General features: G+C 69.8%; 19 protein-coding genes. 8 read left to right on the forward strand and 11 right to left on the reverse strand.

Features of this window, described 5'->3' with window-relative positions:
* Positions 1-75: 75 nt before the first annotated feature.
* The 3 genes from lipA to sucB form a co-directional block, all read right to left on the reverse strand.
* The gene (gene lipA, locus ACWGLC_RS08370; RefSeq protein ID WP_230929497.1) at positions 76-1092 is read right to left on the reverse strand and encodes a lipoyl synthase; all 1017 of its coding nucleotides are present in this window, start codon (positions 1090-1092) and stop codon (positions 76-78) included.
* A gap of 21 nt (positions 1093-1113) precedes the next feature.
* Positions 1114-1791 carry a lipoyl(octanoyl) transferase LipB gene (lipB, locus tag ACWGLC_RS08375; protein ID WP_452099447.1) on the reverse strand — a complete coding sequence of 226 codons (678 nt, stop codon included), beginning with the start codon at positions 1789-1791 and terminating at the stop codon, positions 1114-1116.
* Positions 1792-1921: 130 nt separating this feature from the next.
* On the reverse strand, positions 1922-3775 hold the full coding sequence (gene sucB, locus ACWGLC_RS08380) for a 2-oxoglutarate dehydrogenase, E2 component, dihydrolipoamide succinyltransferase (protein WP_452099448.1): 1854 nt from the start codon (positions 3773-3775) through the stop codon (positions 1922-1924).
* Between the two features lie 315 nt (positions 3776-4090).
* Between sucB and ACWGLC_RS08385 the strand changes: the two genes are divergently transcribed.
* Positions 4091-4456 (forward strand): oxidoreductase, encoded by a 366-nt coding sequence (locus tag ACWGLC_RS08385; RefSeq protein WP_230929494.1) that lies wholly within the window; start codon positions 4091-4093, stop codon positions 4454-4456.
* Between the two features lie 52 nt (positions 4457-4508).
* Here the strand turns inward: ACWGLC_RS08385 and ACWGLC_RS08390 are convergent, their stop codons facing one another.
* A complete protein-coding gene (locus tag ACWGLC_RS08390) occupies positions 4509-6038 on the reverse strand; it encodes a leucyl aminopeptidase (RefSeq protein ID WP_452099449.1) in 1530 nt (509 codons plus the stop codon).
* 156 nt (positions 6039-6194) lie between these two features.
* Between ACWGLC_RS08390 and gcvT the strand changes: the two genes are divergently transcribed.
* A complete protein-coding gene (gene gcvT, locus ACWGLC_RS08395) occupies positions 6195-7307 on the forward strand; it encodes a glycine cleavage system aminomethyltransferase GcvT (RefSeq protein WP_452099450.1) in 1113 nt (370 codons plus the stop codon).
* Between the two features lie 32 nt (positions 7308-7339).
* Positions 7340-8431, forward strand: coding sequence for a branched-chain amino acid aminotransferase (locus ACWGLC_RS08400; protein ID WP_452099451.1), 1092 nt, complete (start codon positions 7340-7342; stop codon positions 8429-8431).
* 57 nt (positions 8432-8488) lie between these two features.
* Here ACWGLC_RS08400 and ACWGLC_RS08405 read toward each other — a convergent pair whose 3' ends face one another.
* The 3 genes from ACWGLC_RS08405 to ACWGLC_RS08415 all read right to left on the reverse strand — a co-directional run bounded on the left by ACWGLC_RS08405 (position 8489) and on the right by ACWGLC_RS08415 (position 11803).
* Complete coding sequence (locus ACWGLC_RS08405; protein WP_452099452.1) at positions 8489-9265, reverse strand: adenosylcobinamide-GDP ribazoletransferase; 777 nt, start codon at positions 9263-9265, stop codon at positions 8489-8491.
* Positions 9266-9271: 6 nt separating this feature from the next.
* Positions 9272-11044 carry a nicotinate-nucleotide--dimethylbenzimidazole phosphoribosyltransferase gene (cobT, locus tag ACWGLC_RS08410; RefSeq protein ID WP_452099453.1) on the reverse strand — a complete coding sequence of 591 codons (1773 nt, stop codon included), beginning with the start codon at positions 11042-11044 and terminating at the stop codon, positions 9272-9274.
* A 69-nt stretch (positions 11045-11113) separates the two neighbouring features.
* Positions 11114-11803: a DUF3043 domain-containing protein gene (locus ACWGLC_RS08415; protein WP_452099454.1), complete on the reverse strand. Its 690-nt coding sequence runs from the start codon at positions 11801-11803 to the stop codon at positions 11114-11116.
* A 166-nt stretch (positions 11804-11969) separates the two neighbouring features.
* Here ACWGLC_RS08415 and ACWGLC_RS08420 point away from each other — a divergent pair, with 166 nt between their 5' ends.
* Both ACWGLC_RS08420 and ACWGLC_RS08425 read left to right on the forward strand, forming a co-directional pair.
* On the forward strand, positions 11970-12317 hold the full coding sequence (locus tag ACWGLC_RS08420; RefSeq protein ID WP_230929487.1) for a HesB/IscA family protein: 348 nt from the start codon (positions 11970-11972) through the stop codon (positions 12315-12317).
* A 66-nt stretch (positions 12318-12383) separates the two neighbouring features.
* Positions 12384-13361 carry a carbohydrate kinase family protein gene (locus tag ACWGLC_RS08425; protein ID WP_452099455.1) on the forward strand — a complete coding sequence of 326 codons (978 nt, stop codon included), beginning with the start codon at positions 12384-12386 and terminating at the stop codon, positions 13359-13361.
* Positions 13362-13456: 95 nt separating this feature from the next.
* Here ACWGLC_RS08425 and asnB read toward each other — a convergent pair whose 3' ends face one another.
* Complete coding sequence (gene asnB, locus ACWGLC_RS08430; protein WP_452099456.1) at positions 13457-15382, reverse strand: asparagine synthase (glutamine-hydrolyzing); 1926 nt, start codon at positions 15380-15382, stop codon at positions 13457-13459.
* 227 nt (positions 15383-15609) lie between these two features.
* On the opposite strand from asnB, the gene ctaC reads away from it, so the two are divergent.
* The gene (ctaC, locus tag ACWGLC_RS08435; protein ID WP_452099457.1) at positions 15610-16728 is read left to right on the forward strand and encodes an aa3-type cytochrome oxidase subunit II; all 1119 of its coding nucleotides are present in this window, start codon (positions 15610-15612) and stop codon (positions 16726-16728) included.
* 38 nt (positions 16729-16766) lie between these two features.
* Positions 16767-17183 carry a cytochrome c oxidase subunit 4 gene (locus ACWGLC_RS08440; RefSeq protein WP_344989928.1) on the forward strand — a complete coding sequence of 139 codons (417 nt, stop codon included), beginning with the start codon at positions 16767-16769 and terminating at the stop codon, positions 17181-17183.
* 152 nt (positions 17184-17335) lie between these two features.
* Here ACWGLC_RS08440 and ACWGLC_RS08445 read toward each other — a convergent pair whose 3' ends face one another.
* Together ACWGLC_RS08445 and ACWGLC_RS08450 are read right to left on the reverse strand one after the other, a co-directional pair.
* Positions 17336-18493 (reverse strand): acyl-CoA dehydrogenase family protein, encoded by a 1158-nt coding sequence (locus tag ACWGLC_RS08445; protein ID WP_230929482.1) that lies wholly within the window; start codon positions 18491-18493, stop codon positions 17336-17338.
* A gap of 159 nt (positions 18494-18652) precedes the next feature.
* A complete protein-coding gene (locus ACWGLC_RS08450) occupies positions 18653-19177 on the reverse strand; it encodes a DUF3253 domain-containing protein (protein WP_452099458.1) in 525 nt (174 codons plus the stop codon).
* 138 nt (positions 19178-19315) lie between these two features.
* Between ACWGLC_RS08450 and ACWGLC_RS08455 the strand changes: the two genes are divergently transcribed.
* Positions 19316-20884: an FAD-dependent oxidoreductase gene (locus ACWGLC_RS08455; RefSeq protein WP_452099459.1), complete on the forward strand. Its 1569-nt coding sequence runs from the start codon at positions 19316-19318 to the stop codon at positions 20882-20884.
* Here the strand turns inward: ACWGLC_RS08455 and ACWGLC_RS08460 are convergent.
* Positions 20874-23429 (reverse strand): AAA family ATPase, encoded by a 2556-nt coding sequence (locus ACWGLC_RS08460; RefSeq protein ID WP_452099460.1) that lies wholly within the window; start codon positions 23427-23429, stop codon positions 20874-20876. The two genes, ACWGLC_RS08455 and ACWGLC_RS08460, sit on opposite strands and share 11 nt — an antisense overlap.
* Positions 23430-23509: the final 80 nt, after the last annotated feature.

Below are 23509 nucleotides of genomic sequence, written 5' to 3' on the forward strand. Positions count from 1 at the left end.
CCCATCAGGATACGTGGCCGACACCACGGTTCGAGAACCGCGGTGAGCGCTCCGGGGGAGTGCGGGGGAGAACGGTCAGACGCGAGCCTGTTCGCGCTCCAGGACGCTCGAGGCCTCCTGGGACGCGGCGCCGCCGGTCTTCAGCTGTTCCAGGTGCTCCGGGACCTCTTCGCCACGGTGCTCGAGCGCCTGGACGTAGAGGCGGCCGGCGCGGTACGAGGAGCGGACCAGCGGCCCGGCCATGACGCCGGCGAAACCGATCTCACGGGCCTGCTCGGACAGGTCCACGAACTCCTCGGGCTTGACCCAGCGGTCGATCGGGTGGTGGAGCGGGCTGGGGCGAAGGTACTGCGTGATCGTGAGGATGTCGCACCCGGCGGAGTGCAGATCGCGCATCGCGTCCACGATCTCCTCGGTGGTCTCTCCCATGCCGAGGATGAGGTTCGACTTGGTGACGAGCCCGAAATCGCGGGCAGCGCGGATGACCTCGAGCGACCGGTCGAACCGGAACGCGGGCCGGATGCGCTTGAAGATCCGGGGCACGGTCTCCAGGTTGTGCGCCAACACCTCGGGGCGGGACTCGAACACCTCGGCCAACTGGTCCGGGTTCCCGTTGAAGTCGGGGATCAGATTCTCTACGCCCGTATTGGGATTGAACTCGTGGATCTTGCGGACGGTCTCCGCGTACAGCCACGCACCGCCGTCGGGCAGGTCATCCCGGGCGACTCCGGTGATCGTCGAATAACGCAGCCCCATCTCACGGACCGACTCCGCCACACGGCGGGGCTCGTCGCGGTCCAGGGCGCTGGGCTTGCCCGTGTCGATCTGGCAGAAGTCACAGCGACGCGTGCACTGCTCGCCGCCGATGAGGAAAGTGGCCTCACGGTCCTCCCAGCACTCGTAGATGTTGGGACATCCGGCTTCCTCGCACACCGTGTGCAGGCCGCCGGTACGGACCAGACCCTTGAGTTCCTTGTACTCGGGCCCCATGGTGGCGCGGGTTCGAATCCAGGAAGGCTTACGTTCGATCGGGGTCTCGGCGTTGCGGGCCTCGATACGCAGAAGCTTGCGGCCCTCGGGAGTCACAGTCACGCCAGCCACCCTACGCTCGAATCACACGACGGGCAGCCGGCCGTCCAGGGCCTCCACCAAGTCGGAGGTGGCCTGCTCCAGCACGTCTGACACGGTGACGGTGCGGCCGAGCTCCTCGGTCAACGAGGTGACGCCCGCGTCGACGATGCCGCACGGGACGATCCGCGAGAACGCACCGAGGTCACAGTCGCAGTTGAGCGAGAACCCGTGCATCGTCACCCCGCGCTGGACGCGGATCCCGATCGCCGCGATCTTGCGCTCGGGGCGCCCGTCGGAGGCGGCACACCACACCCCCGAGCGGCCCTCGACCCGACTGACCTCCACCCCGAGGCGGGAGCAGGTGGTGATGAGCGCCTGCTCGACCCGCCGGACGTACTCCACCACGTCGATCGGGTCGGACAGCGCGATGATCGGGTAGCCCACCAACTGGCCGGGGCCGTGCCAGGTGATGCGGCCACCACGGTCGACGTCCACCACCGGGGTGCCGTCCATCGGCCGGTCCGAGGGCTCGGTGCGCTTGCCCGCGGTGTAGGTCGCGGGATGCTCCAACAGCAGGACCGTGTCACCGCGGAGCCCGTCCGCGCGTTCCTCGGCGAGGGTGCGCTGGAGCTCCCACGTGGGGGAGTACTCGACCGTGTCGAGTCGGCGGATCTCCGGAGGGGTCGGGTCGCGGCGGAGGGATTGACCGTTGAAGGGCATGTCCTGCAGCGTAGGCCCCGATGCCGACGGCAGAGGGCGGCCGGCTCGAAAAGCCCCTGCCGATACCCACGTGAGACAGGAGAACGGGCGCCCTCCCGAAAGGAGGGCGCCCGTCGTCAGGACCTACCGGCTACAGCGCGAGGTCGCTCTCGAACTCGGCCTTCTCGAGACGGTCCTTGACCGTGGTGAGGAAGCGGCCGGCGTCAGCGCCGTCGATCAGGCGGTGATCGTAGGTCAGCGGGGTGTAGCCCATCGACCGGATGGCGATCGACTCGCCGTCGTCGTCCGCATCCACCACCGGGCGACGCACGATCGCGCCGGTGCCCAGCATCGCCGCCTGCGGCGGAACCAGGATCGGGGTGTCGAACAGGGCACCCTCGCTGCCGATGTTGGTGATGGTGAACGTGCCACCCGAGAGATCGTCGGGAGTGAGCTTGGCGGCCCGCGCCCGCTCCGCGAGGTCGATGATCGACTTGGACAGGGTCGGGATATCCATGTCCTGGGCGTTCTTGATGACCGGCGAGAGCAGTCCTGCCTCGGTGTCCACGGCGATGCCGAGGTTCACCGACTCGTGGTAGGTGATCTCGTTGGAGTCCTCGTCGTAGGACGCATTGACGTTCGGATGCGAGACGAGAGCCTCGACCACGGCCTTGGCGTAGAACGGCAGGTAGGTGAGCTTGACGCCGTGCTTGTCGGCGAACTGCTCCTTGACCTGGGCACGAAGCTGCGCAACGCGCGTCATGTCGACCTCGAAGACCTGCGTGAGCTGCGCGCTCGACTGCAGCGACTCACGGGTGATCCGGGCGGTGACCTTGCGGATCCGGTTGGCCTTCTTGGTGGTGCCGCGGAGTTCGGCGAGCTCCGGCCGGACTCCCGCGGACGATGGACCACCAGTGGTGGGCGCCGCCTTGGCGGGGGGCTCCGGAGTGCTCTCGTCCGTGCCGCCCTGCGCTGCTGCGAGGACGTCCTGCTTACGGATTCGGCCACCGATGCCGGTGCCCTTGACCGTGTCCAGGTCCACGCCGTTCTCCTGCGCGAGCTTGCGCACCAGCGGGGTCACGTATGGGGACGACCCCGACTTGGCGGCAGCCGCCGGCTCGGCCCGCTTCGGCACACCCGAGTCGGAGGATGCCTGCGGAGCCGACTTCTCGCGCCGTCCGGCGTCCCCGCCGTCGGTCTTGGCCTCCGCCTTGGCGGCCGCCTTCTTCTCCTGCTCGGGGGTGTCGCCGGCCTTGTCGGCCTGCTTCTCGGCGCCCGAGGCGTCCGTGGCGTCACCCTCGGCCTGCTTGGGGGCCTGCGCCGGGCGGGCCTCCTCCGCGGGCTCGGGTGTGCCCTCGTCCTCTGGCTCGGCCTCGCCGGCGGCGCCCTCGCCGATGACGGCGAGGGTGGCGCCGACGTCGACGGTCTCGTCCTCGTCGGCGACGATCTTCTGGAGGGTGCCGGCGACGGGGGAGGGGATCTCGGTGTCGACCTTGTCGGTGGAGACCTCGAGCAGTGGCTCGTCGACCTCGACGGTGTCGCCGACCGCCTTGAGCCATTTGGTGATGGTGCCCTCGGTGACGGATTCGCCGAGTTCGGGCATGACCACGTCGGTGCCCTTGCCGCCGCCCTTGTTGCTGCCGCCGGAGGACTTCTCGGCCGGGGCCGGGGTCTCCTCGGCCGGCTCGTCGGTCGAATCGTCAGAGGAGGTGTCCTCGGCCGGCTCGGCGGCGTCCTCGCCAGAGCCGGAATCGTCGTCTCCGCCCGAGCCGTCGTCGATGACGGCGAGCTCGCCGCCGATCTCGACGGTCTCGTCCTCGCCGGCGATGATCTTGGTCAGCGTACCCGCGGTGGGTGAAGGGATCTCGGTGTCGACCTTGTCGGTGGAGACCTCGAGCAAAGGCTCGTCGACCTCGACCGTGTCCCCCTCCTTCTTGAGCCAGCGGGTGACGGTTCCCTCGCTGACGGATTCACCGAGTGCCGGCATCTGTACGGAGAAGGCCATGGTGTCGTGACTCCTCGAGAGTTCTTAGGCGCAGCTCCCGGGCGCGGTCCGCACCCGCGATGAGCGGCGACGTGGGTTGGGCAACAATCTGTTCGTCGGAGCACCGGACCGGTCCGCGGTGGCGCCCAGTCCAGATGATCGTCGTCCATTGTGCCTTCTGCCACTGGTCGGCGTTGCCGGACGCACCGATCCGGGCGCAGGCCGGACCCGGTTCCGGCAGGTGGCCGCTCAGATCTCGGCTGCTGAGGCTCGGTACGATCGCCACATCATGGTCGGACCCACCCCGGACGGGGGTCCGGCGGAAGGAGGCCGACGATGGGGATCCAGGACATCTTCCGACGGCGGAACGCCCGGATCCCCGCCGACCCGGCCGATCTGGACCACTTCCGCCGGTGGTGCCGCACCCGCGTGGGGGTCGAGGCCTTCCTGGAACCGGAGACACTGGTCTCCGTTCCGGGACTGTGCCTGGTGGCGTTCGACGGCGAGTGGACGCGTCGTCCGGTCGGTGACCTGGCCACCGCCCGTCGGATCACCTCCGAACTCAAGGTGCCGCTCTTCGACGCCTCCGTGAACGGGTACCCGCAGCGGATGCGTGACTACGAAGAGGTCCGCATCAAGCGGGAGCGTCGCGAGCGCGCCGAACGTCTACGCGAACAGATGCGCGGGGCCGACGAGCGGTAGCCCGCCCGTCGGCCCCCGGAAGCCGTCGGCGGCCGGAAGCCGCCGAACGCCGTCAGTTGGTCGCGGCGATGTCCTCGAGCACCGCGAGCATGGTCCGCACCGGCACGCCGGTCGCGCCCTTGGGCAGGTAGCCCTCCGGGCCGCCGTCGTTGTACGCCGGACCGGCGATGTCGATATGCGCCCACTCCACGCCCTCGGCCACGAACTCCCGCAGGAACAGGGCCGCCGAGAGCATGCCGCCCCAGCGGTGCGGGGTCACGTTGGTCATGTCGGCGACCTCCGAGTCCAGGCCGTCGCGCAGCTCCTCGGGCAGTGGCATGGACCAGCCACCCTCGCCGACCCCGCGGCTGAGCTCGGAGACGCGGTCGCGGAACTCCTCGGTACCCATGACGCCCGGGGTCTTCTTACCGAGCGCGACCATCTGGGCACCGGTCAGGGTCGCGGTGTCGATGAGGTGTGAGGGCGAGTCCTCGCAGGCGCGCACGATCGCGTCGGCCAGGATGAGCCGGCCCTCGGCGTCGGTGTTCTGCACCTCGACCGTCGTCCCGCCGTACATGGTCAGCACGTCGCCGGGCCGGTAGGCGGTGGACGACGGCATGTTCTCCGCCATCGGCACCGAGGCGATGACGGTCATGTCCAGCCCGAGGCGCGCGGCCAGGATCACGGTGGCGACCACGGCCGCGGCGCCGCCCATGTCCATGGTCATCTGTTCCATGCCCGCCGCGGGCTTGATGGAGATGCCGCCGGTGTCGAACGTGACGCCCTTGCCCACGAGCGCGACCGTCGGACGCCCCGGGCCGCCACGATGGGTCAGACGCACCAGGCGTGGGCCGCGGGACGAGCCGCCACCCACGGCGAGGATGCCGCCGAACCCGCCCTCGGCGAGCGCGGCCTCGTCCAGCACCTCGACCTCCAGGCCGGCCTCCGCGGCAAGCGCCGCCGCGCGATCAGCGAACGAGCCCGGGAACAACAGGTTGGGCGGGGTGTTGACCAGGTCGCGGGCCAGACCGACGCACTCGGCGATGGTGGCGGCCCGGGAGACCGCGTCCGAGCCGCCCTCGCCGACGAATACCCGGAGGGTGTCCGCGGCGGTTGCGTCGTCGTCGTTCTTCTCGTCCTTCGCGGTGACCTTGGCCGGAGCGAAGGACCCCAACCCGGCGCCCAGGGCGACGGCCTCCGCGCGCCCGGCGTCGAGAAGGACCAGCGCCGACCCGAGGCCACGGCAGACGCGGGCGGCGGCACCGGCCGCACGGCGCAGGACCTCGTCGGTCCGTTCGTCCTCGGAGCCACCGAGGCCCACCAGCACGACCGAATCGCCGGGGACCCCCGCCGGCGCCGGCACGCGGGTGGTGGCGCCGACCTTGGTCGACGCGCCGAGCGACCGGGCGAGCGTGGCCAGCGCAGTGGTCGCCTCACCCTCGAGACCCGGGGCGACGACGACGGGGGCCGCCTTCTTCTCCCCGTCGACAGCGGCATCCGCGGCGATTCCCACCACCACCACGTCGGACTTCACAGGCGAGGTGACCGCCTCGATCGGGGCGAGGTCCGGGTCGTGGCTGAGGATCGAATCCGCGGTCGGCATAAGGCGCTCCTGGGGTCGTGGGCAACTGGCTGGGCACATCGCCGGGAACAGGTCCCGGGGCCCGCGCACCGTGGCGTGGGCGCCACGGCGAGGGCACCATAGTCTATCGACTAACGTGGGGGTCCAGCCGTACTGGAGAGCGCGAGGAGTGGCGACATGACTGATACCGGAGACCTCTACGAGGGACCACTGCACTCCCGCCATGTCGAGGCCGGGGCGACTTTCGCGCCGTTCGGTGGCTGGTCGATGCCTGTGCAGTACTCCGGAACCGTCGCCGAGCACACCGCGACCCGCGCCTCCGTCGGGCTGTTCGACGTGAGCCACCTGGGCAAGGCGCTCGTGACCGGGCCGGGCGCCGCCGAGTTCGTCAACTCGTGCTTCACGAACGACATCGACCGGATCTCCGCCGGCAGCGCGCAGTACACGCTGTGCTGTGACGACAGCGGCGGCGTGGTCGACGACCTGATCGCCTACCGCGTCTCCGACGAGGAGATCTTCCTCATCCCCAACGCCGCCAACACCGCCGAGGTCGTGCGGATGCTGCAGGCCGCCGCCGCCGAGCGCGCGCCCGGGATCACCATCACCGACCAGCACCGCTCGCGCGCCGTGATCGCCGTCCAGGGGCCGCGGTCCGGCGAGGTCCTCACCGCCCTCGGCCTGCCCACCGACCTGGACTACATGGCCTACGTCGACGCCGATTGGAACGGGAGCTCCGTCCGGATCTGCCGCACCGGCTACACCGGCGAGTACGGCTTCGAGGTCCTGCCCGAGTGGGAGCACGCAGGCGCCCTCTGGGACGCACTCGCCGAGCAGGTCCTCGCCCGCGAGGGCGCCCTCTGCGGGCTCGGGGCGCGCGACTCGCTGCGTACCGAGGCCGGGTACCCGCTGCACGGCAACGAGCTGTCCGTGGACCTCAATCCGCTCGAGGCGCGCTGCGCATGGGCCATCGGTTGGGACAAGCCCGGCTTCTGGGGCCGCGAGGCGCTGCTGCAGAAGAAGGAGGCCGGGCCAGCGCGCCGCATGTACGCGCTCGAGGTGACGGGCCGCGGGGTGCTGCGCGCCGGGCAGACGGTGCGGGCCGACGGTCGCGACGTGGGCGTCACCAGCTCCGGCACCTTCTCGCCGACCCTCAAGACCGGCATAGCGCTGGCGTTCATCGAACTGGACGCGGGACTGAAGAAGAACGACGAGGTCGTGGTGGACGTACGCGGGCGCGAGGTAGCTTGCCGCCTCGCGGTACCCCCGCTCATCGAGATTCGCACCCGCTGACCACGCACCACCCATTCCAGGAACGAGACCTCATGTCCGACTTCGATATCCGCCCCTCCGCCGCGCCGAGATCAGCGCAGGAGCGCGAGGCCATCCTGGCGTCGCCCGGTTTCGGCCAGCACTTCACCGACCACATGGTCACCATCGAGTACGCCGACGGTGCCTGGGGTACGCCCGTCATCGAGGCGTACGGCCCGCTGAGCATCGATCCCTCGGCCGTCGTCCTGCACTACGCGCAGACGATCTTCGAGGGGCTCAAGGCGTACCGCCAGGCAGACGACTCGATCGCCTCCTTCCGTCCGGAGCAGAACGCGGCCCGGTTCAACAGGTCTGCGCAGCGACTCGCCATGCCGCAGATCCCGCAGGAGCTGTTCATGGAGTCGCTGCGGCAGCTCATCGCAATCGATCGCGACTGGGTGCCCGCCGCCGGCGGCGAGGAGGCCCTCTACCTGCGACCGTTCATGATCGCCACCGAGACCGGGCTCGGCGTGCGACCGGCCGAGGAGTACATGTACTCCGTGATCGCCTCGCCCGCGGGCGCGTACTTCTCGCGCGGCGTCGCGCCCGTCAGCGTCTGGCTGAGCACCGAGTACGTGCGCGCCAGCCCCGGTGGCACCGGTGCCGCGAAGTTCGGTGGAAACTACGCGGCGTCCCTGCGCGCGCAGGAGCAGGCCGCGGCCGAGGGCTGCGACCAGGTCGTCTGGCTCGACGCGATCGAGCGTAAGTACGTCGAGGAGATGGGCGGGATGAACCTGTTCTTCATCCTGGGCTCCGGGGACTCCGCGCAGATCGTCACTCCCGAGCTGTCCGGTTCGCTGCTGCCCGGCGTCACCCGCGACAGCCTGCTGCAGCTGGCCCGGCACCTGGGCTACCCGGTCACCGAGCGCAAGGTCTCGGTGGAGGAGTGGGAGTCCGGGGTGGCCTCCGGGGAGATCTCCGAGGTCTTCGCCTGCGGCACCGCAGCCGTGATCACCCCCGTCGGCTCCGTCAAGCACGCCGGTGGGGGCTACACGGTCGGCGACGGCGGGCCGGGCGAGATCACCATGCAGCTGCGCGAGACCCTCACCGGAATCCAGCGCGGCTCCGTCGAGGACCCGTTCGGTTGGATGACCACCCTGGCCTGACGGGCGCGATCCGCCCGGCGACGCCGGGCGGTCACCACGACCCGGCCCGGAGATCGGTCAGAGCAGGAGGACGGCGGCGACGAGAGTCGTCGCCGTTCCCGTCTCTATGGCGGCGCCGAGCACATCGCCGTTGATGCCGCCCAGCCGGCGGACCACATGACGGCCGGCGGCGGCGGTGGCGAGGAACGTGGCCGGGCCCACCGCGGCACCCACGGCCGGCATCCACCAGTGGTCGGGGAGCGGTCCCGCGCCCGCCAGGCCGGCACCTGCGACCACGGTCAGCAGGCCGACCCCGGCCACGGCCATCCTGGACTGGGAGCCGGCGACCATCGCACCGAACCCCGTCGGCGACGCGGGCGGAACGCCCCGCCGGAGGAGCGCGACCGGCAGGCAACGCGAGACGACGAACGCGGCGATCGGCGCGAGCCAGGCACCCGAGTCGACGAGTTGGCCCAGCGCCGCGACCTCGGCGAGAAGAATCAGGGCGAGTACCGCGGCCCCCATCGGACCGATCGACCCGGAGCGCATGATCTGAAGGGCCCGCTCCGGACCGGCGTACGAGCCGAGCGCGTCAGCGGTGTCGGCCAGCGCGTCGACATGCATTCCGCGGGTCACAGCGAGCACCGCCGCGACCCCCACGACACCGGACAACAAGGCGCCCGCGCCGAGGGCGTGCACGCCGTGGGCGGTCGCGGTGGCCAGGGTCCCGCAGACCAGCCCCACGACCGGCAGCGCCGTCATCGCGCGCCCGGCCGTGGCCGCATCGGGAACACCGGTGCGACCGACGGGCAGCACGGTCATCCACGACAGCGACACCCGCACCGCGTCCAGCACGAGAGGTCAGTCGTCCCTGCCGCTGACCCCGGCGTCGGCGAAGGTCGCCATCTCCGTGAGGATCGCGATCGCGTTGTGGACGACCGACAGCGCGGCGACGGCGCCACTGCCCTCGCCGAGGCGCATGGAGTGCTCGAGAACCGGCTCGAGGGTCAGGTAGGTCAGCGCGGCGGTGTGAGCCGGCTCGGCACTGCGGTGCCCGGCCACCCACCACTGGCGAGAGCCCGGCGCGAGGGCCTCGGCCATGAGCGCCCCGGCGGTCACCACGGAGCCGTCGAGAATGCACGGCGTCCTGCGGAGCGCGGCCTGGGCGAGGAAGCCGGCCATCGCGGCGATGTCGGCGCCGGCGACCTTGCGGAGCATCGCGACCGGATCCCGCAGATCACCGGACGCCCGGAACATGGCGTCGCGGATGGCGGCGGTCTTGCGCATCCATCCCTCGTCGTCGATCCCGGTGCCCCGCCCGACCAGCTCGACCGGCTCGCGGCCGGTGATCAGGCACGCGAGCACGGTGGCGGGGGTGGTGTTGCCGATCCCGAGGTCTCCGGCGATCAGCAGATCCGCCCCTGCGTCGACCTCCTCGTCGGCGATCCGGCGGCCCGCGGCGATCGCGGCCCGTACCTCGTCCCCGGTCAGCGCGTCCTCGCGGTCGATCGCGCCGGAGGAGCGTCGGATCTTGTGATCGTCGAGCCCACCCGGGCGCTCGGCCGACATCGCGATATCGGCCACCCGGACGGTGGCGCCCGCCTGCCTGGCCAGCACCGATACGGCCGCACCGCCGCCGACGATGTTGTCGGCCATCTGCAACGTGACCTCCTGCGGGAAAGCGGAGACCCCGTGCTCGGCGATGCCGTGGTCGCCGGCGAACACCACGACTCGGGCCCGCTCGAGCCGGCGGGGCGGGCACGCGTCCTGGCAGGCGGCGATCCACGTCGCCAGCTCTTCGAGACGGCCGAGCGAACCGGCCGGCTTGGTGAGCGTCAGCTGCCGCTCCCTCGCCTGCTCCGACACCGTGTGGGAGGGCGGGTGGACGGGGCCGAAGGCCACCGGGTCGTCGTAGTACGCGACGTCGCGGAGGCCGGCGAACTCCGGGCACGGCCCCGTGTCGGTGGCGGGGGACCCGGTGGCGTTGTTGTCGTCGTCGTCGGTGGTGGCGGCGGCGTCGTCGTCCGTCCCGGGCTGCGGGAGAGGCACGGCGGGGGGCCCGGAGGAGGGAGCGGCGGGGACGGCCACGTCGCTCGGCGCCGCTGCCGTCCCGCCGGTCAGAGGGAGGACCCGACCGGCGACGACGAGCACCGCCGAATCACAGACCTCGGCCAGGCGTCGGTTGAGCGAGCCGATCATGTCGGCGAACAGTCGGCCCGCGAGCGTCTCGGACACCACCCCGAGCCCGACCTCCGGGGAGACCAGGACCACCGGCCCGGTGCGGTCGGCGACCGCGGAGACGAGCCCGTCCAGCTCGGTGGCCACGGCCGCACCACCGTCGGCCCAGCCCAGCGTCGCGTCCATCCGGCGGGCCAGCCAGCCGCCGAGATCGTCCACCAGCACGGTCGCGGACGGGTGATCCCGCAGGACGCGGACGACCTCGTCGGTCTCCTCGATGGTCCAGTGCGCGGGCCGACGGCCCCGGTGCGCCGCGATACGCGCCGACATCTCCTCGTCGTCCGCATCGTGACGGGCGGTGGCGACATAGACCACGTCGGTGCCGGCGGAACCGGCCACGGACTCGGCGTGAACGGACTTGCCCGAGCGGGTACCGCCGAGGACGAGCTGGCGCATGGGGTTCGGCCCTTCCGGGGGAGGTCGGTGGATCAGAGCGGTGCGGGGAGCAGGGCGCTCGCGATCAGATCAGATCGTGTCGCCGGGGCGGACACGCGGACGCGGCGTGCGCAGCATCCGGGGCTGCGTCGCGCGCATGACCGCGTACCAGCCCATACCGAACCCGGTGTCCTCGGTGTCGGGGTAGCGTTCCCTGACCACGCGGTTGACCGTGCGGCCGAGGAGGATCCCGTCAATGACGACGACGGCGATGAGCACGAGGAACAGGGTCTGGCTGTACACCATCAGCGTGGGGTTCGGGATCAGCTGGAAGACGATCACGAACAGCGCCAGCGGCATGAACCAGTTGATGAGGCGGCGATGGGTGTCGACCCAGTCGCGGGCGAACCGGCGGACCTCGCCGCGGTCGCGGGAGAGCACGTAACGGTCGTCACCCTCCATCATGAGCTGGCGACGCTCTTCGCGCGCGGCCCGGGCCTCGGCCTTGGCCTCCTTGCGCTCCTCCTTGGTCATGTCGGCCTCGGCGGCCTTGCGGCGGTCGCGGGCCTCCTTGCGGGTCAGCGGAGCCGTGACCGGGCCCTGACGCATACCGCGGGCCCGCTCCTGGTCGCGACGTCTGGGGGTCGGCTTGCCCTTGCCCGCGGGCTTGCGCGGGTCGACGACGGGCCCGGTGTCGGGCTCCGGTTCGGGCCGGGCCTCGGGGGCGGGTGAGCCCTTGCCGTTCTCGTCATCTCTGGAGCCGAATGCGCGCAACTTCACATCACCAGGCTAGGCGATCGGGGAACGGGGCCGGACATTCACCCATACGCGGTGGCAGGCGTATCGTGGGGAGCGGAACGGATGCCGGGGAATAGAGGACTCCCCGCTGGGCGTTGACACACACGAGACGTCCCCGAAGCCCTCTCGGATCGCAAGGAGAACCGACATGACCACTGCGGAGAACACCGCCACCGGCGTTCTGCTCACAGACGCCGCCGCTTCCAAGGCAAAGGCCCTGCTCGAGCAGGAGGGTCGTGACGACCTGTCGCTGCGCATCGCCGTTCAGCCCGGTGGCTGTGCCGGCCTGCGCTACCAGCTTTTCTTCGATGACCGTTCCCTGGACGGCGACGTCATCGATGACTTCGGTGGCGTCAAGCTCGCCGTCGACCGCATGAGTGTCCCGTACCTGACGGGCGCCTCGATCGACTTCGTCGACACCATCGAGAAGCAGGGCTTCACGATCGACAACCCCCAGGCGACCGGTTCGTGCGCCTGCGGCGACTCGTTCAACTGACCCCACGGTCTCAACTGACGACCCGGGCCGACAGATCGTCGTCCCGGGTCGTCTACTGTCTGGGGCATGCCCGTCGTCATCACCGGTTCCATCGCCACCGACCACCTCATGACCTTCTCGGGTCGATTCTCCGAGCAGCTGCTGCCGGACCAGCTCGCGCACGTGTCGCTGAGCTTCCTCGTGGACTCGCTCCAGATCCGTCGTGGAGGGGTCGGCGGCAACATCGCGTTCGCGCTCGGCGTGCTCGGCCGCCAGCCGCACCTGGTGGGTGCCGCCGGCGAGGACTTCGCGGACTACCGCGCCTGGCTCGAGCGCCACGGCGTCGACTGCTCGGCGGTGCACATCAGCTCGGCGCTGCACACCGCCCGCTTCGTGTGCACCACCGATTCGGATATGGCACAGCTCGCGTCCTTCTACCCGGGTGCGATGGGGGAGGCCTCCACCATCTCTCTGCCGAAGCTCGTCGAGCGGATCGGCCGACCGGAGCTGGTGTTGATCGGCGCCAATGACCCGACAGCGATGAACTCGCACACCGCGGAGTGTCGCGAGCTCGGGCTGGACTTCGCGGCCGATCCGTCGCAGCAGCTGGCGTTCCTCGACGGCGAGGCGGCTGCGGCGCTCGTCGACGGCGCCCGCTACCTGTTCACCAACGAGTACGAGTACGAGCTCCTGCTCAACAAGACCGGGTGGAGCGCCGAGGAGCTCGACGCCCGGGTCGGCACCCGCATCACCACTCGCGGCGGCAAGGGTGTCGTGATCGTGGAGCAGGGGGCCGAGCCGATCGAGGTCGGCATCGTGCCCTCGACCAACCTGCTCGACCCCACGGGCGTCGGTGACGCCTTCCGCGCCGGCTTCCTCAGCGGCGTGCTCGACGGGCTGTCGCTCGAGCGTTCCGCCCAGTTCGGTGCGCTCATCGCCACCCACGTCCTGGAGACCACCGGCACTCAGGAGTGGACGATCGACCCCGTGGCCGCTCGTCGTCGTCTGGCCGAGACCTACGGCGACGAGGCGGCCGAGGAGCTCGGCGCGCTCCTACCTGCCTGATCCGGGCCACCTCGCAACGAGCAGAGCGTCCAGCACACCTTCACCCGGGAATCGTGTGCTGAACGCTCTGCTCGTTGGGACGCAGTCTTGTCAGGTCAGAGACGGACCGGGTAGTCGCGCTGCTCGATGTCCGGGACGATCCGGCCCTCGACGAAGATGCCGTGCCAGATCATGAAGCAGAGCATCGTCCAGATCCGACGGCTGTGGTCGGAGTCCCCGCGGCGGTGCTCGTCGAGCATCTGCAGGACCGCCGCCTTGTCGACGTACTCGTCCGTGCCGGAGGCCAGGACGTGATCGCGGGCCCAGTCGTGCAGCTCGGGGCCGGCCAGCCAGTGGCGGGTCGGAACGGGGAAGCCGAGCTTCTTGCGGTGCAGCACGTGCGCCGGCACGATCCGCTCGAGCGCGCGGCGTAGCGCGTACTTGGTGGTGCCGTGCGAGATCTTCTCGGAGTGCGGCAGACGGGAGGCCACCTCGTAGACCTCGCGGTCGAGGAACGGCACCCGCAGTTCGAGAGAGTTGGCCATGGTGACCTTGTCCGCCTTGACGAGGATGTCGCCGCGCAGCCAGGTGAACAGATCCAGGTGCTGCATCCGCGCGACCGGGTCCCAGCCGCGGGAGCGCTCGTAGATCGGCGCGGTGACGTCCTGGTGCCCCCACTCCGGACGGTAGTCGCGTAGTACGGACCGGACCTGCTCCTCGGAGAACGAGCGAGCGTTGCCGTAGTAGCGATCCTCGAGGCTCATCGATCCGCGGTGCAGAAGACTCTTGCCGCGGGTGCCCTCGGGGATCCGGGTGCTGGCCTTGCCCAGCGCGCGCCTCAGGCCGCCGGGGATCTTCTCGAACGGCGCGAGGGAGAGCGGCTCCTTGTAGATCGTGTAGCCACCGAACAGTTCGTCTGCGCCCTCACCGGACAGGACCACCTTGACGTGCTTTCGCGCCTCGCGGGCCACGAAGTAGAGGGGGACCAGGGCGGGGTCGGCGACCGGCTCGTCGAGGTACCAGATGATCTCGGGGATCGCGGCGGCGAACTCCTCGGGGGAGACCACCTTGACGATGTGCTCGACGCCGATCGCCGCGGCGGACTCGGCGGCCACGTCGATCTCGGAGTAGCCCTCGCGCTCGAACCCGGTGGTGAAGGTCAGCAGGTTCTCGTTGTGCCGGCGGGCGAGTGCGGCGATCGCGGTGGAGTCGATGCCTCCGGACAGGAACGAGCCCACGGTCACGTCGGCGCGCATGTGCTTGGCGACGGAGTCCTCGAGCGCCGCGGCGATCTGGTCGTAGCGACGCTCGGCGTCGCCGTCGGCGACGGGCACGACAGGGAAGGTGGGCTCGAAGTACCGCTCGATGACCGGTGCGGTACCGGGGGTGATGCGCGCGTGGCAGCCCGACTCGAGGCGTCGTACCCCGCGGGTGAGGGTCTCGTCCTCGGGGACGTACTGGAGGGTGACGTAGTGCTGTAGGGCGCGGGTGTCGAGGGAGGTGTCGACGACGACGAGGTCGAGCAGTTCCGTCACGGACTTCTTCTCGCTGGCGAAGACCGTGCCGCCCTTGCCGCTCGCGATGTACAGCGGCTTGATCCCGAACGGGTCGCGGGCGATGAAGAGCGAGCGCTCGACGGTGTCCCAGATCGCGAAGGCGAACATGCCGCGGAGCCGGCGGACCGCGGCGGGGCCCCAGTGATGGAATGCCACGACGATCGGTTCGCCGTCGCCCTCGGTCCGGAACTCGGCGCCGTGCTTCTCCCGGAGCTCCGCACGGAGCTCGACATAGTTGTAGATCTCGCCGTTGAACACGAGCGCGTAGCGGTCGGGCTGCTCCGGCGGGCCCCAGCGCAGCGGCTGGTGCGAGTGGGCGATGTCGATGATCGACAGCCGGTTGAAACCGAACGCCACGTTCTCGTCGACCCACGTACCGACCTCGTCGGGACCGCGGTGCCGCTGGCATCCCATGGCGCCCAGCACCCGGTTCTCGTGGGTGCGGGCGGAGCCGTCGGGGGTGAGCAGACCAAGTAGGCCACACATGCGTCGGGTACCTCGTCGATCGGAAGTCGGTAATTGGGCAGGGCCCGGAAGCACGGGCCGCGACGGGTTCGAATACTACTGGTCCCGGGCCCCCGTACCGCTCCGGCGGACGGCGCGGGGGCGCATCGGGTGAATTGCCGGACCCGCGGCATCCAAACTGAGAGTCGTGGTCTACTCTTCTTAGGTGTCCCGGCCATGTGGTCGGTGCCGCTGATCAGGAAGGCGTGATGGTGGAACAGCGTGACGGGCGTCGTCGGACGCGCAGGGCGACACTGGCTGTGTCTCTCGGCACATTGGGCTTGCTGTTGTCCGGTTGTAGCCTCCACACCGACAACAAGTGGTGGAACCAGACGATCAACTTCGGGTTCCCCACCGGGATCACCCCGGAGGGCGTCGCGATTCGTGAGTTCTGGACGGGCACCGTCATCACGTCGCTGATTGTCGGCTTCTTCGTGTGGGGCCTCATCTTCTGGTCGATGGCGTTCCATCGCAAGAAGAAGAACGACAACGGGGAATTCCCCCGTCAGACCGCGTACAACGTGCCGCTCGAGTTGATCTACACGGCAGTGCCGTTCGTGATCATCTCGATCCTCTTCTACTTCACCGTGATCACGCAGAACAAGGTGCTCGACCTGCGTCCCGAGGACGAGGTCGGGGTGCGTGTCGACGTGACCGCGTTCCAGTGGAACTGGAAGTTCGGTTACAACAAGGTCGACGTCGACGGTGTGACCATCGCGGACGGCACCAACGAGGAGGCGACCCGCCAGGCCGAGGAGGCCGGCGTGCTCTCCGACGAGCAGCGCGAGGCTCTCGGTCACGAGGGGATGCCCGCCGCGGGTGGCCCGATCCACGGCCGCCTCGCCGAGGACAAGTCGTACCTGCACTACAACAACATCGAGACCGTCGGCACCTCCGAGGAGGTCCCGGTCCTGGTGGTTCCGACCGATACCCGGATCGAGTTCCGCCTCGCCTCGGCCGACGTGATCCACTCGTTCTGGATCCCCGAGTTCATCTACAAGCTGGACGTCATGCCGCACCCCGGCCGCAACCAGCAGCTGAGCATGTTCCAGGTCGAGAAGATCGACAGTGAGGGCGCCTTCGTCGGACGGTGCGCCGAGATGTGTGGCGTCTACCACGCGATGATGAACTTCGAGCTGCGGGCGGTCTCCCCGGAGGACTTCGCCCAGTACATCCAGTTCCGTCAGGACAACCCGACGGCCAGCAATGCCGAGGCGCTGCAGGAGATCGGCCAGACGCCGTACGCCACGTCCACGTCCCCGTTCAAGACGGGCCGTAGCGATACGCGTGACCAGAACAACATCATCGAGAACGCGTCGGCCAACTGACGCCTCTCCCGGGTATCACGCGAAGGACTCCTTAAGCGATGAACGCAACAGTAAGAATCTTCGACGGGCTGTTTATCTTCCTCGCCGTCTTGGGAATCGGGTACGGCTATCTGACCGGCACCTCCCGCACCGGCGTGGAGTGGGTGGGCACCACGGCCTTCATCCTCTCGGCCGGCCTGAGCCTGCTCATCGGTGGCTACCTGCGCTTCGTGGCCCGTCGTATCAGCACGCTGCCCGAGGACTACGAGGAGGCCGAGGTCTCCGATGGTGCCGGCGAGCTGGGCTTCTTCAGCCCGCACAGCCTCTGGCCGTTCATGATGGCCTTCTCGATCTTCATCATCGGCTATGGTGCGGCGTTCTGGAACTGGTGGGTGATCATCGGCGGCGCGATTGCCCTGATCATCACCGTGTGCGGCCTGGTCTTCGAGTACCACTGGGGTCGCGAGAAGCACTGATCCCGGTGTGAACGACCCCGTAGAACCCCCGGCGCGGACCCGCGCCGGGGGTTTTCGCGTACACCGAGACGGGCGTCGGAAACGGAGCGGGGCCCCGACCGCGGTGAGCGGACGGGGCCCCGGGCGACGCGCAGCCAGGTGCGGACGTGTGGTTACAGTCCCATGTCCTTGGCGATGATGGTCTTCATGACCTCGTTGGTGCCACCGTAGATGCGGTTGACGCGGTTGTCCGAGTACAGGCGTGCGATCGGGTACTCGTTGATGAAGCCGTAGCCACCGTGGAGCTGGAGGCAGCGGTCGATGACCTCGGCCGCGACCTCGGTGCAGAACAGCTTGGCCGAGGCGGCCTCGGCGGGCGTGAGCTCGCCGACGTCGAGGGCCTCGAGGGCGCGGTCGGCGACGGCCTGGGCCGCGTCGACCTTGGCCTTACACGCCGCGAGCTCGAACTTGGTGTTCTGGAACGAGGCGACGGTCTTGCCGAACACCTCGCGCTGCTCCACGTACTCCTGCGCGAAGCGGACGGCCGCGGCGGCCTGACCGTAGGCACCGAAGGCGATGCCCCAGCGCTCGGACGGCAGGTTCTGGCCCAGGTAGTTGAAGCCGCGGTTCTCCTCACCCAGCAGGTCCTCGACCGGCACCTTGACGTCGGTGAACGAGAGCTCCGCGGTGTCCGAGGTCTTGAGGCCCACCTTGTCGAGCTTGCGGCCCACCGAGTAGCCCTCGAGCGACGTCTGCACGGCGAGCAGGGAGATCCCGAACCGGCGGTCGTCCTCACGCGGAGCGGAGGTACGGGCGCACACGATCATCCGGTCGGCGTGGACGCCGCCGGTGATGAAGGTCTTGGCGCCGTTGAGGATGTAGTGCGTACCGTCCTCGGAGAGCTTCGCGGTGGTCTTCATTCCCGCCAGGTCCGAGCCGGTGCCGGGCTCGGTCATGGCGATGGCCCACATCTCCTCGCCGGAGACGAACTTGGGGAAGTAGCGCTTCTTCTGCTCCTCCGTGGCGAGCATCTTGAGGTAGGGCAGGCAGAGCGCGACATGGACGTTGGATCCGCCGAAGGTCACGCCGGCCCGGGTGATCTCCTCGGTCTGTATGGCCTCGAACTTGTGGGTGTCCAGGCCGGCGCCGCCGTACTCCTCGTCCACCGTGATACCGAACAGGCCGAGGTCGGCGAGCTTGTAGTAGAACTCGCGGGGGACGATCCCGGCCTCGTACCACTCCTCGAAGTGGGGGGTCACCTCGGACTCGATGAAGGAGCGGAGGGTCTGGCGGAAGGCCTCGTGGTCTTCGTCGAACACAGTGCGGCGCAAAGGTCTGCCTTTCCAATGGTCGATCCGCCGCTCGAATCGCTGCGGCTGGACGTGCCGTCAGAGGAGCGGGGCCTCAGGGTGGTGGACTACTACCAACGAGTAGCTTACAAGGAAAGGAGTGCACTCCGCCGGGCTCGCGGCTCATCCGTTGGTGTTGATTCACTCAGTGGTCTCGACGAATTCCAGCGCGGAGTCCGCGACGAGGCGGATCGGTCCCCTCACGTCGGCCCCGCCGACCCGCTGGCCCTTCTGCGTCACCGCCACCATGCCTCGCCCCCGGAGGTCGAAGGCGACCGACCGAGCTGTGTCCATGAGTTCGCGCCACTGATCCCCGCCGACGACACGGGCCGCATCGGAAGGGCAGATCGACCCGGTGCCCCGGGCGCGCAGAAGTGTCCTGATGGTGGCCTCGAGCCGCCGGCGTGTCCCGTCCTCCGTCGGTTCCCACCACGGATCGCCGCGTTCGCCGAGGGCGACCTTCGCGTCGTGCACCACCACCCGTGCCGCGTCACCGTGCTTCTTCACGCCGCGTCGCCCGGCCATGAGCGCGCGGACCAGCTCGACACGCAGCTTCTCCGGGATGGACGGATCGGTGGCGCGCCACCGCCTTCCACGCATCACGATGTAGCGCCCGTCATCGGTGTGTTCCACTCTGCTGTCCCGGCCGGGCTGATCATCGGTCATCCCGTCGATCATGCCTGTGCGCGTCGCAGCGCGGTGTCGATCAGCTTTCCCGCGGGGCCGGGCCGGGCCGGTGCTATCGTCGCGATGGGGCACTGAAACGTGTTCTACAAACGGCGGACGGAAGACGAGGAACATACCGTGACAGTTCAGGACGGAACATTCGACGCGGAATACGACGTGGTGGTCGTGGGGTCGGGTGTGGCGGCGTTGTTCGGCGCCGCGGCCGCGGCCTCCCGCGGATTGTCCACGTGCCTCGTCGAGAAGACCGACCGGTTCGGTGGGACGTCGGCGTACTCGGGCGGGGCCGTGTGGCTTCCCGGCAACCCGGTCCTGGCCCGCGACGGACTCGAGGACTCCGTCGAGCGTGGGCGGACGTACTTCAGGGCCGTGGTGGGCGATCGCACGGATCAGCAGGTGCAGGACGCCTTCCTGAGCACCGGCCCGGCGGTCGTGGAGTTCCTGCAGGACGAGCTCGGGATCCCGATGCGGTTCCAGGCGTTCCCGGACTACTTCGACGCCCCGGGCCGCCAGGAGGCGGGCCGGAGCATCTACCCGAAGCCGATCAAGGGGGTCGAGGTCGGGGCCAGGGTCTCGGATGTCCGATCGGCGGTGCCCGTGGACCAGTTCGCCGCCGACGAGGACACCACCCGTCTCGAGGGCGGCCGTGCGTGGGCGGCCCGCCTCGTGCTGGCAATGGATGCGATGGACAACGCCGAGTTGCGGCTCTCGAGCGCCGCCCGCGAACTGATCCGCGACGCCGACGGACGCGTGATCGGGGTGGCGGTGGACGAGAACGGAGAGCGTCGGGCGCTGGGAGCCCGGCGCGGGGTGCTCGTCGCGGCCGGCGGCTTCGAGCGATCCGCCGAGCTCCGTGAGCGGCTGCAGCAGATGCCCACCGCGGACTGGTCCTCGTCGCACCCCGACACCGGATCCGGGGACGCGGTCCGCATGTTCGAGGCTGTCGGCGCACGGCTCGACCTGCTCGACCAGTCGTGGTGGTGCCCGGCGACCCTGTTCCCCAACGGGCACGCGGCCTTCACCCTGGGATTCCGTTCCGGACTCATCGTCGACGGCACCGGTCGTCGGTTCGCCAACGAACTGCTGCCGTACGACCAGATGGGACGTCAGATGCGCGCCCGGATGGCAGACGGGGCGGGCGACGACTTCTGGTTCGTCTTCGACGACGCGGAAGCCGGAGGCTTCCCGGCGATCTGTATCCCGGCACCGGGCGCGGACGATCTTCGCGCGGCCGGTCTCTGGCACACCGCCGGGAGCGTGGAGGAGCTCGCCCGGGCCACGGGTCTTGATCCTGCAGCCCTGCGCGCGAGCGTCGACCGCTTCAACGAGTTCGCCGAGCGGGGGGAGGACGCGGACTTCCGCCGTGGCGAGGACCCCTATGGTCGCTTCTTCGTGGGCGCCTCGACCGCGCAGGAGTGCCTGCGCCCGGTGGGCGGCGAGCGCCTGCACGCGGTCCGGCTGGTGCTGGGCGACCTGGGAACGAAGGGCGGCGCGGTGATCGACGTCAACGGCGCGGTCCTCGACACCGAGGGTCAGCCCATCGCGGGCCTGTACGCGGCCGGTAACTCCTCCGCGTCCGTCTCCGGCGAGGCCTACCCCGGGCCCGGCGTGCCGCTCGGGTCGGGCATGGCGATGGCGTTCCGCGCGGTCGCGGACATGGTGGGTGAGCCGCTCCCCGTCACTCTCTAGCCGACCCCGGCCCGCGGGCCCAGGTCAGGAACTCCGCTGCCGACAGGATGGGTTTCTCCCATTTCTGTGCATTGCGGGCCTTCGTCGACTGGGTCCCGGGCTCCGCCACGACCAGGACGTCGCAGCGGGCCCTGGTGACGTTCGCGACCGGCTCGAGACCTCCCCGGGTCGCCAAACTCTCCATCTCCTCGCGAGAGAGGAGAACGCCGTCGTGGTCGAGCGCGCTGCCGGTGAAGCACACCCGCGTCCCCGGGCTGAGCACCGACTCCGCCTCGGCCTCCGCCGCCGCGCTCAGCCCGCTCGTCACGTCGGCGCCGAGCACCCCGGCAACGGTCTGCAGTCGTGACCACAGTTCGGCGGTGACGGTCACCCGCTCCGCCGCGTGGCGAATCTGCTCTGCCACCAGAGTCCGGGCGCCTTTACGGAGCTCGCGGTCTCCGGCCGTGAGGCCCACAGCGCCGTGGTTGTCGTCGTCGTCCTCATCGTGGTCGCCCCCGCGCACGCTTTCGGTGCGGGGCCCGCCGGCCCCCGCACCGCCTGCCGCCCATCCTCGTCCTGACAGGTCCAACAGGGACGCGCCCACGTCGGCGCTGACCGTCAACATCGCCGACAGTTGGGGGAGCACCTCCGAGGTCGGCGTGGTGATCCCGACATCGCGGCTGAGCAGGTACCCGAGCTCCGTCTCTTCCACGAGATCGGCGTCGAACGTCCCGGAGGTGCCGTCGTCAGGCCACAGACGGCCATGTGCCGCGAGCGTCGCCCGCGCGCGGGTGAGGGCCGACGCCGCACGTGTCCGAGTCTGCTCGGCCGGCGTCAGCAGGTGCGGGGGCACGTCGACCCCCAGGGGCGTCGGGGACGCGCTGCCGAGCCGCCGGAGCTCGAACTCCACCTCGCCGAGCGTCCGGTCGGCGCCCACCGCGACCGGCGTGTGGCCGTCGAGCAGCGGGGCGAGCACCGTCCACGCCTCGAGGAGCGTGGGTGCGAGCAATACGTCCGAGACGGTGATGCCGTACTCCGTGCGTGCCCGGGCCATATCCCGCTGCGGGTTGAGGAGGGTGGTGACCGCGGTGCCGTCCGGGAACGCGACCGCCAGCTCGACCGGCCGTGGGCGCGCCCAGGGACTTTCGTCGCCGACGGTGAGGGTGGCGATCGCGCAGTATCGGCGCGGCGGGGCGTCGGTGTCGGGGGAGCGCAGGAAGCGGGTGATCCGCCGGTCGGTCTTGAGGTCCCGCGCCTGCACCGGACGGGTGAGGACCAGACCGTCGAGCGTGCGGCACCGGCTCAGGGCCACGTAGAGCTGGCCGGCGGCGAAGGTACCCCCGCTGAGGTCCACGACCAGTTTGTCGAGCGTCTGCCCCTGACTCTTGTGGATGGTGATCGCCCACGCGAGCGCGAACGGGTACTGGGTGTAGGTGCCGACCACCTCGTGTCGCATGGCGGCGCCGGAGGCGACGGGGCGGGTGACGTCCCAGGTGTGCAGCGCGACCTCGGCGACGTCCCCGCCGGTGAACCGGACGACGACGACGGGACCGCGCTCGTCCCGATCACCACGTCGACCGAACGTCACGTCGAGAACGCGGCCGATCGAACCGTTGACCCACCGGTCGGCCGGGTCGTTGGTCAACATCATGATCTGTGCGCCGATCTTGAAGCTGAGCGTCCTGGCCGTCGGGGGTTCGAAGTCGGACATATCGCCGGTGCTGGTGGCCTCCATCGCCAGCTCGGCACCCGGTAGGCGCTCCAGTCGTCGGCGGTTGCGCGCCGTGGCCATCCGGTTGGTGGTGGTCAACGTCAGCCAGAACTCGTCATCCGGAGGTTCGAAGTCCGGGTCCGTGCGCGCATTCAACCTCGCCCGGGCGTGGCCGACGAGGCTTCCCTCACGTATCGAGTTGAGGATGGTGGCGAGTGTGGGGTCCCCGGACTGTCGGAAGACGTGGGTGAGGTCGACGGTGGGGAAGTGGTCGCGGCTGAAGTGCGCGGCGGAGAAGAAGTACGGGGTCTCGTAGACGGTCGTGAAGGTCGACTTCTCGTTGTCCGGGACCACGGGCGGGAGTTGGAAGAGGTCTCCCACCAGGACCACCTGGACGCCGCCGAACGGCAGCGTCGGATCGGGGCCGAACCGTTCGAGGGCCACGGAGATCATGTCGAACACGTCAGCGCGGATCATGGACGCCTCGTCGAGGACGAGCGTGCGCATGCGGGACAGGGCTGTGGCGAAGCGGCCGGGCCGGTACGCGGGACCGCGGACGTGTTCCACGGTGTGGCTCGGATGGAAGCCGAAGAGCCGATGGATCGTATAGCCGCCGACGTTGAGTGCGGCGATACCGGTGGGTGCCGCGACCAGGGTGGGGTGGTCGGTTTCGGCGAGGAAGTGCCGGATGAGCGTCGACTTTCCGGTCCCGGCCTTGCCGGTGAGGAAGAGGTCGTGGCCGCCGTGGAGGAGCTGGAGGGCATGGCGGATTCCGTCGGTGAGGATGATCCCGGCCCCGGCCCCGGCCCCGGCCTCGGCCCCGACCCGGGCGCGGTCTCGCTCGTGCGACGTCATTGTTCTCCTGTGCGCGGGGATCGGTTGCTCAAAGACCGCGGGCCGGATCTCCGTGTGGAGATCCGGCCCGCGGTCGGGTA

Source organism: Dietzia sp. NPDC055877 (assembly GCF_053615975.1).